Below are 9,213 nucleotides of genomic sequence, written 5' to 3'. Positions count from 1 at the left end.
GGGGTTGGAGTGATGGGAATTTCCATTACGATGCCCCCGCGAATGAAACGACGACAGTAATCATGGCATACCGCCTAGCTGGTAGTCCGGCGGTCAAGCTACCCGATATGAATCCTCCGAATGAGGAAGAGCCCTGGACCAAGCGGAACCCCAACCTTCCTTACGGCTCAGAGTTGCATCGGGCCTATGTTTGGTTGAAATACACTGGAGCTGGCTCTGATAAGAAGTACACTGGCTTCCACGAATCGGTTAGGTACCATGACGTCGCGAGCATGGACTCTGAAGGTCGACGAGTGAGTCAATGGACTTTCCAAGCAACATATGAACAGGCTTTTGAAGTATTGCGCATGGCGGATACTCGAGGCGTATTTTAAAAGATTATAAAAATAGTTTGGTCCCCTGCTCTTCTATGCAGGGGACCAAACTATTTTCTAGTTTTCTGTGGACTCATTCTCAGCTTTAGGGATTCTCGGCGCTACAAGCTTTCCCTCAAATTTAAAATTATTAATTTCGATCCTTAATAGCTCATAAAGCTCAGAGTTAATTTTAAGAACCCATTTATCCCCCATAATTTTCTTTTGGGCCGCAGTTCTGGTCTTATCACTCATCTGACAAGCATCGAAAGCATTTGCGCCAATAATACTAAGACGCTTTGCACCACCTTCAAGATAGAACCCCCATCGTGCTGCGAGAGCCGTATCAAGTGAAAATTTATCCTCTGGCTTGTCACTATCTTCGTAAGGATTATCAGAGCGCACTCCTGTAAAGGTGCAGTCACTAGCCCACTTGCTGATATACCAGTTTGCTGCCTCGTGGTTATGTGCTTTATCTGAGACTGCGTCATGCCAGCTGGAGGATTCACCGATACAGCCTACATAGTTATTCCGTGGCATTAGGGCGAACCATCCGTGGCCGCCGTTCTCTTGAGCCGTGCATCCTTGAAAGAGGTTACGTGTTCCGGCGACATACCATCCAGCACCGGTCTTGGCAGTATATTGATCGTCGGACTGGTCCTTTTTCCGCGTTACGTAGATAGAATTTTGTAGCACGGATCGGCGGTTGTACCAGCTGGTTGACCCAAAGAATTTACATTGGGAGGCGTAGATTTCAATTCCGGCGTAGTTTTTCCCTGAAAGGTTGGCATCAGAGATATCTACTGTAAGGAACTTATTATCTGCGCCACCAGGATTATTGCCATCTTTGCGGCGTAACGGATGACCGACAGGTTTGCCAACCAGCAAGCCTTGGCGCAAAGACTTGCGGACACGGATTTTATCGACTTTCATACCTCGGTCATGAAGCCCCAAAATCGCAACGCCCATATCTACATCCCAAATTTCTAGGTTAGAGAGGGAAGGGACAGCTTCAGGGTCATTAGGCTTACCCGTAAACTCAGTATGCAGAATAACCCCTGCAACATGAGCTAGTGGCGCCCCAGCATGCATATTATCCCTAAGCTGATCTACGTTGATATCCCCTTTCTTGGTACTTGTGCGAATCCACATGTCACGTACTCCGAAGCGCATCGGACGATTATTTGTCGCATTAGATATCGGATTTTGATAAGTTCCCGTATGAAAAACGCCGAAACATTCATCAGAGGTACCCGCTGCCTTGGTAAGCGCATCTGTGGACGTCGCAATAATTCGGGTAGACATTCCATGGCCGAAAAACTCCACCTTATCGAGCAAGTGAATGAAGGGGTGCGACACCTTGTAAATACCGGCAGACAGCTCAATTGATCCTCCACCGAGCCAATACAGGCGCTCTGCCAGCTTATTCAGCTGATCGGTGCAGTCCACTACACCCGTGGGGTCTACGCAGTAATCCAGAACATTAACGTGAAGGCCGTTCTTTGCAAGATTGTGGACTGTGCGCGGCCTCGCTTTGGTATTGTACTCGAAGTATTGTAGGCGCGTACGGAACTCGTCTAGCCGCTTCTGGGGATTCTCTACCCATTCTGGGGCAGGAGTCATAAACTCCTCAGGCTTATTTGCTTGCTCAGCATGGGCTGGGGAGAAAGCTGAGACTCCTGCAGTGGTTGCGGCAAGAGCTCCTCCTGCCAAAAGGGCACGCCGTGATGGCGCATGATATTCAGACATCGATGTCTCCTAGAGGTGAGTGAATTATTTGCCCTTCATCACGACGAAGTGACGTTAGTGGGCGGATACTTTCTGCACGTAGCACAGTGCTGCGCTGCAGAAGGTATCTCTAGTGTGTATCGCTTTTTCTTCTCTTTGCAAGAAAATTTATGATTTTTACATAAATTCGTTTCAAGTTTCATGTAAATATTTTAATTTTCTTCAACATATTAATGAGGCGTATGAAATTTATTACTTTAAAGATTTTTTAACATTGCACTGAAGCTGAAGGAGAGAATGAAACTGTGTCGGTTTGCTCTGTATCTTGGCGACAGAAAGGGGTGTGCGGTTCAAGAGAACGGCGGCCACGGATGGTTCGCCCTAATGCCACGGAATAACTATGTAGGCTGTATCGGTGAATCCTCCAGCTGGCATGACGCAGTCTCAGGTACAGCGGGTAATCATGAGGCAGCGAACTGGTATATCAGCTCATGGGCTAGCGACTGCACCTTTACAGGAGTACGCTCTGATAATCCCTACGGACCAAGCCAAGAAGTACCCCTAGAAAGAATCCTTGCTTCACTGTGGGGCTTCTATTTTGAAGGTAGTGTTAGGCGTTTGAATATTATTGGAGCAAACGCATACGACCAATGCCACATGGACTACGAAGACAATAACAAACCTAAACCCAAGGCGCTGGAAGGTGCATGGAAGTTCTCTATTGAGAATCCCCTGAAACAAGCCTGCAAGATTGAAATTATTCAGTATGCCTATACATCTAATGAAACTGCAGAGAAGAAATTAAATCCAGAAGATTATCCACTCAAGAAATAAAAATTACTGAAGAATACCCCTCACCTGTCAACGGGTGAGGGGTAAATCCTATTTAAAATTAAAAGATTTATCTGCCAAACGAATCACTTCGATAGCCTGCTCATACGTAGCGTAAGTCAACCATTCAAATTTATCATTAGGTGATACGATACCGTACTGTCGATACGATACGTTCTCAATAGAATCTTTATTATTTGGATTCTGAAGACCATAGTATAGCCAGGTGTATGCTTTATGAAGCTCCGAATTATATGGCATATTCGGCCATTTTTCTTTCCAAGGAGTATATAGAAAATAGGCATTAGGATCGTCTACTTCTACCGTTACGTTTGGACTACCCGCCAATCGATACACCATCAAGGCAGTAGCAGCCTCACTAGCAGGGGTATCGTAATGGAAATTCCCATCACTCCAACCCCAGGTAATGCCCCGCTGACGAGCCCACATCACCACAGGAAAACGCGGATCATCAGTCTTGATATCACCATACGGAGACTGAGCCGGAAGATTCTTCACCTCAGGAGAACCTGACAGACGGTATAGATACTCCACAAACTGGCCGCGAGAAATAACACTATCTTTCTTGACCATTTGGTACTTCTGGCGCTCAGAAATCAGACCAACACATTGTGCCCAACTAAAGATAACGCGACGCCCCAACTCACCATCTTGCCGATAATACTCATACTCTGCGCGGTCGTTACAGGTCACTGCCGGCTCATCAGGCTGCACAATAGGGGTCACCTCGTGAGGCTTCAAATGCCCGGTGGCATACGCCGGAACACTGCCGCACACCATGGCACCAGCCAGCAGTACCGTGCCGCCAGCCTGGATAGCCCGCTTCGTAGGACGGGCGAATAATTGTCGAAGCATCATAGCTCCTTCATGACCAGAGGGACACAACCTTTGTGCACCCCAATGAGTAGAACGTTCTCAGCGTATCAAAAATCCTAACCTTCAGGTAGAGATTTAAAGAATATGCAATGAGATGAAAACAAAAGAACGGGGCGGGTTCCTCATCAAGGAACCCGCCCCACACTCTTAACACGTGCTCTCACGAATACGTGGAAAAGACCGCCTAGACGCTCTCACGCGACGCATGATGCTGCAACACCGCACCCGCAGCCGCCGCATCCATCTGAGCAGCCGCACGCGCCGCACGAGCCTTAGCCCGCGCCTGATGCTGACGCTGACGACGCAACTCATCACGCCCATCAATACGCATCTTCTTATCCACCGCATCCATTGACCGGTGACGCACAAACCGGCAGGACGCGCCCTCAACCGGCTGCGTAGTCTCCGTGAGCGTATCCAACACAGCCTTCAATGCATGACGGCTCGCTGCCGTCAACGCATCACGACTCGTACCGCCACGAACACCCACCGTACGCTTCGGCGTGAACAACACACTCGCCCCACGCGGAACACCGCGATACTCAGCGAACGACACCGGATCCACGCCCAGACGCTTAGCCATCACCTCAATAGCCGGCGGATTCTGATCCACGCACACGAACTTACGACCCAGCTGAGCTGCCGCCGCACCCGTAGAACCAGAACCAGCGAAGAAATCCAACACCCAATCACCCGGGCGGGAACTCGCCGCAATCATACGACGCAACAAACCCGTAGGCTTCTGCGTAGGATACCCCGTCTTCTCCTTACCCGTCGGCGACACAATAGTATGCCACCACACATCAGTAGGGAGCTTACCGCGAGAAGCCTTCTCCTCAGTCACCAAACCGGGAGCCATATACGGTTCACGATCAACCTCCGCAGTATTGAAGTAATAGCTACGGTGATCCTTCGCGTACACCAAAATATTGTCGTGCTTCGTCGGCCAGCGGCGCGTAGACTTCGCACCGTAGTCATAAGCCCAAATCAGCTCATTAATGAAGTTCTCACGACCAAAAATCATGTCGCACATAATCTTCACATAATGAACCTCACGCCAATCCAGGTGCAGGTACAGGGTGCCGTCCTGCGCGAGCAGACGATGCGCCTGCTCAATACGCGGCGCTAGGAACGCCCAATAATCCTCGAACGAGTCGTTATAGCTCGCCAGAGTCTGCAGGGTGCTCGAATAGCTCTTGCCCTTAAAACCGGTGCGGTCACCCTTCTCAGAAGCTTCCGCGCTCAACGTGCGGCGCGTCTGCTTCTTACCCGTATTGAACGGCGGGTCAATGTAAATCACGGTGAACGCACCATCGGGCAGCTCACGCAGATACTCCAGGTTATCTGCCTGTACCAGCAGCGAGGGGCCCTGCGGATCGAAAACCGTCGAATCCGTGCGGGGCGACTCAGCGGCAGGGGAGGGCGCGGCGGGCGCCGGGGATGCTGAAATACCCAACCCCGGCCCTAGCCTTCAGAACCAGCACGGTCAGCGCCACGGCCCTTACCGCGAGAACCCTCAGCACGAGAACCCCCATCACGAGAACCTTCAGGGCGGCGGCGGGTACGGCGGCGACCCTCACCCTCCACGGGCTGACCCTCAACACGGCGGGTACGGCGACGCTGACGAGGCGCACGCTCAGAACGCTCCGAAGAACGTTCGGATGCGCCCTGCTCGTTACGCTCCGCACGCTCAGAAGAACGCTCAGCGCGCTTGCGGCCCTCGGAGCGGCTACGGCGCTCGCCGCGGCCCTCACCGGAACGACCCTCACGGCCACCGTCACGGCCACCGTCACGACCGCCGCGAGAACGGCGCGAACCCTTCTCACCGTCACGACCTCCAGAACGGCCACCCTCACGGGAACCGTCGCGGCCACCGCGAGAACGAGCCGGGCGGCCATCACGCGAGTCACGGGCGCTCTCAAAGAACTCATCGCCCATGCCCTCAGCCACACGCTCCTCGCGCGGCAGGCGGCCCTTAGTGCCAGCCGGAATGTTCAGGTCATGGAACAGGTGCTCAGAGGAAGAGTAGGTCTCAACCGGCTCAGGAACACCCAGCTCCAGGGCATCGTTAATGACCTTCCAGCGCGGCAGGTCATCCCAGTCAACCAGGGTCACGGCGGTACCCTCATTGCCGGCACGACCGGTACGGCCGGTACGGTGCAGGTAGGTCTTCTCATCCTCGGGCACGCGGTGGTTAATCACGTGGGTCACGTCTTCAACGTCAATACCGCGAGCCGCCACGTCGGTCGCAACCAGAATGTCGACCTTGCCGGTGCGGAACGCCTTCAGCGCCTGCTCACGCGCAACCTGGTTCAGGTCACCGTGCAGGGGAGCGGCAGCGAAGCCACGGTTCACCAGCTCCTCCGCCACGCGGGCAGCGTCACGCTTGGTCTTGGTGAAGATGACGGTGCGGCCGCGGCCGGTAGCGCGCAGAATGCGGCCAATCATCTCGTCCTTGTCCAGGTGGTGCGCACGGTAGACGACCTGGCGGATCGACGCCTTAGTCTTCGAGGCGTCCTCGGGGTCAGCGGCGCTAATGCGCATGGGCTTGGTCATGTACTGGCGTGCCATCGCAATGACCGGGCCGGGCATGGTTGCGGAGAACAGCATGCTCTGGCGGTCCTCCGGTAGGTAGCTGAGGATCTTCTCAACCGACGGCTGGAAACCCAAATCCAGCATCTCGTCAGCCTCATCGAGGACCACAATCTTAACCTGCTTCAGGTTCAGGAAGCCCTGCTGGTACAGGTCGATAATGCGGCCCGGGGTGCCCACCGCAACCTCCAGGCCGCGGCGCAGTAGCTCAGCCTGAGGCTCAATCGGCACACCACCGTACAGGGTTGCGACGCGGGCGTTGCGCAGCTTCGCAGCAATCGCCAGGTCCTCGCCCACCTGAATAGCAAGCTCACGGGTCGGAACCAGAATCAGCGCCTGAGGTGCGCCGGGGTGCTCCAAATCAGCCCAACCCTCATCGTCGCGGCCGACCACACGCTGAATGGTGGGCAGACCGAAGCCGAGGGTCTTACCGGTACCGGTCTCCGCCTGACCAATGATGTCCTGGCCAGACAGAGCTACGGGAAGAGTCAGCTCCTGGATGGGGAAGGGGGAGGTAATGCCAACCGCCGCGAGGGCGTCGCTAATATCCTGGCGAACGCCGAAGTCGGCGAAGGACTTTGCAGTCTGAGTGGTTTCCTGCGTGTTCGTTTCAGTCACTGGACCGTATCTTTCTACCCCTGCTCGGGGTGTGTTTCTCCCCGTAACGGGGTGTACCAGCCAGCGCCTCAAAGGTGGAGGCGGTGACGGGCGGGCGTCGAAAGCCGGCCGCGGGAAATTCTTACACGGGAAATTCTTACCGAGACGCCGCCTGCACGCATGGTTAGTACTCAAGGTTCATTCATGATGAGAAGGCGGTGCAGCCTCGGGGTCTTGAAAGGGGTACGACCGGTCATTCACTTAACCCCTCAATATTAACCTGGATTTGCTTTCGGCGCACCCCCGACCGGTTGTGGTGTGCGCCCTGATGGGCGATATACCGCCTCAAAACCGGGTACTGCGAGGTTTTTGTGCGGGCGGTTTAAAACGCAAAACCCCGCATTCGGCACGGCGTAACCACGTGGCACATAAAGCGCACGCACACAGCGCATAAAGCGCGGTTACGCATCGTGACGGATGCGGGGAAAGCTCAAGCTAAAGGGTAAACAGCTACCGAACTATTTAGGCGCCGATACCGAAACCAACGTGACGCTTAGCGTCGGAACCCAGCTCGACGTAGCCAATCTGAGCGCCAGAAATCAGGGTGGTGTTGCCCTTATCATCCATAATCTGCAGCAGCGAGCCATCCTCAATAGCCTTCGAGACCTTCTCCATGAGGATTTCCTTAGCCTCACTGGTCTCAACAATAATTTCACGAGCAATGTGGCGAATGCCAATCTTGATTTCCATGAGTCTCCTCGCAGAATAGTCCGGCGCAGCCAAACGTGCGCCGGGTATGGGAACTATCTTATCTAGCATCTACTCTAGCGTGAATACGCCCATCGGCACCGTGAACAGGCGGTACTTCGCCGGGGGCTAATAAAATACTCGCCGCCGGATGCGTGAAAATGCGCGTGAAAAATGCCGGGAAGAGGGGAGGGGAGACTCCTAAGACTCCTCCACCTGAATGCCGTAGAGGGTCTCCAGCGCCTGCACGTAATCCTCTGCGCGGCCCTCCGACGCCAGCTTCTTGGCGCGCACCGTCGGGGTGTGCAGCAGGGACTTCACCATGCGGCGCATCGCCAGCTCGAACTGCTCCGTCGCCGCACCGCAACCAAACTGGTTACGTACCTTCTCCAGCTCAGAATCCAGCACATCCATAGTGTGCGAACGCAGCGCAACAATCGCGGAGTCAATCGTGCGGGAACGCTGACGAGACACAAACGCCGCCAGCTCAGACTCCACAATGCGCGTAGCCGTCGCCACGGATTCCTCGGTCTCCTCGGGGGCGGCAAGGCGCACCGACTCGAGGGTAATCAGCTCAACATTCGGCAGGTCAGCGACCGAGGGGTCAAAGTCACGCGAAAGCGCCAGGTCGAGGATCGTGTGGTGGCCGCCCGGAATCTGCTCGGGAAGCAGCGGGTCGGATCCGCCGGAGCAGCCAATAATGACATCGGCAGAAGCCATGGCCTGCTCCATGCCGTCCACCGGCACCGCAGAAACCTCGCGCTTTGCCGCGAACTCGGCGGCACGACCCGAACGGGAATTGACCCAAATATCGGTGCAACCGCGCTCGCGCAGCGCCGCAATGGTTGCACCCGCGTAAGCGCCCGTACCAAAAATCAGGGCGCGTCGGGTCGACCAGTCCTTCTCGGCAACCTCATCCGCAAGATCCAGGGCAACAGACACAATCGAGCGGCCCTGGGCGCCAAGCGCCGTGTGCTGACCTACCTGACGAGCCGTATGCGCCGCATGCTCAAACAGCTGCACCAGCTCACCGGGAAGAGCCACGCCCTCCTCCTGAGCCTTCGCCTGCGCGGCAGCCAGGGCGCGGCGTACCTGACCGGCGATTTCACGCTCGCCAACCACGGCAGACTCCAGGCCGGAGGCGACCGTCAGCAGGTGGCGCGCCGCCTCCTCGTCTGCGTACACATCGAAGCTGGAATTGACCAGTTCCTTGTCCAGGCCGGAGGTTTGCGCAATCGAATTAACAATCAGCTCACGAACCATGTGCACATGCGCAGAGACGTGCAGCTGAACATACATTTCAAGACGGTTACAGGTGGCAAGAACTACTGCACCCTTAACACCGAGTTGACGTGCGATATCCGCCGCCAGAACATCGGGTACGCCAGAGGCACCGGCGCTCAACGCAGCGACGGTGGTCAAATCAACGGTGTGGTGCGATGCCACAAATGCATAAGTACTCACTAGA

Annotated in this window: 7 protein-coding genes and 1 pseudogene; 2 read left to right on the top strand and 6 right to left on the bottom strand. The window is 55.0% G+C overall.

The window, feature by feature from the left end; genetic code table 11:
• Window positions 1–374 (top strand): annotated as a pseudogene (locus HMPREF2836_RS09365) (heme peroxidase); the annotation flags it as partial.
• Window positions 375–431: 57 nt separating this feature from the next.
• Here HMPREF2836_RS09365 and HMPREF2836_RS06190 read toward each other — a convergent pair.
• Window positions 432–2,102, bottom strand: a complete 1,671-nt coding sequence (locus HMPREF2836_RS06190) for a transcriptional initiation protein Tat (protein WP_070629885.1) — start codon at window positions 2,100–2,102, stop codon at window positions 432–434.
• A gap of 363 nt (window positions 2,103–2,465) precedes the next feature.
• On the opposite strand from HMPREF2836_RS06190, the gene HMPREF2836_RS09440 reads away from it, so the two are divergent.
• Window positions 2,466–2,915, top strand: a complete 450-nt coding sequence (locus HMPREF2836_RS09440) for a hypothetical protein (protein ID WP_245534284.1) — start codon at window positions 2,466–2,468, stop codon at window positions 2,913–2,915.
• 48 nt (window positions 2,916–2,963) lie between these two features.
• Here the strand turns inward: HMPREF2836_RS09440 and HMPREF2836_RS06185 are convergent, their stop codons facing one another.
• From HMPREF2836_RS06185 to HMPREF2836_RS06165, 5 genes are all read right to left on the bottom strand, one after another.
• Entirely contained in the window at window positions 2,964–3,791 is an 828-nt protein-coding gene (locus tag HMPREF2836_RS06185; protein WP_246822835.1) for an S-layer homology domain-containing protein, read from the bottom strand.
• 202 nt (window positions 3,792–3,993) lie between these two features.
• On the bottom strand, window positions 3,994–5,265 hold the full coding sequence (locus HMPREF2836_RS06180; RefSeq protein ID WP_049337888.1) for a DNA-methyltransferase: 1,272 nt from the start codon (window positions 5,263–5,265) through the stop codon (window positions 3,994–3,996).
• An 8-nt stretch (window positions 5,266–5,273) separates the two neighbouring features.
• Entirely contained in the window at window positions 5,274–7,019 is a 1,746-nt protein-coding gene (locus tag HMPREF2836_RS06175; RefSeq protein WP_070629883.1) for a DEAD/DEAH box helicase, read from the bottom strand.
• A 501-nt stretch (window positions 7,020–7,520) separates the two neighbouring features.
• Entirely contained in the window at window positions 7,521–7,748 is a 228-nt protein-coding gene (locus HMPREF2836_RS06170; protein WP_070507618.1) for a DUF3107 domain-containing protein, read from the bottom strand.
• Window positions 7,749–7,946: 198 nt separating this feature from the next.
• Window positions 7,947–9,209, bottom strand: a complete 1,263-nt coding sequence (locus HMPREF2836_RS06165; RefSeq protein ID WP_070629882.1) for a glutamyl-tRNA reductase — start codon at window positions 9,207–9,209, stop codon at window positions 7,947–7,949.
• Between the last annotated feature and the right edge of the window lie 4 nt (window positions 9,210–9,213).

The sequence above is a fragment of the Rothia sp. HMSC065C12 genome (assembly GCF_001812085.1).
GTDB classification, from domain to species: Bacteria; Actinomycetota; Actinomycetes; order Actinomycetales; family Micrococcaceae; genus Rothia; species Rothia mucilaginosa.
The sequence above is the reverse complement of the archived record's forward strand: the minus strand, read 5'-3'. Positions and strand labels throughout refer to the sequence as shown.

Bases quoted from the DNA above. Each gene is read 5' to 3' on its own strand.
- HMPREF2836_RS06190 (WP_070629885.1), bottom strand. From the start codon at position 2,102: ATGTCTGAATATCATGCGCCATCACGGCGTGCCCTTTTGGCAGGAGGA.
- HMPREF2836_RS06185 (WP_246822835.1), bottom strand. From the start codon at position 3,791: ATGATGCTTCGACAATTATTCGCCCGTCCTACGAAGCGGGCTATCCAG.
- HMPREF2836_RS06170 (WP_070507618.1), bottom strand. From the start codon at position 7,748: ATGGAAATCAAGATTGGCATTCGCCACATTGCTCGTGAAATTATTGTT.
- HMPREF2836_RS09440 (WP_245534284.1), top strand. From the start codon at position 2,466: ATGCCACGGAATAACTATGTAGGCTGTATCGGTGAATCCTCCAGCTGG.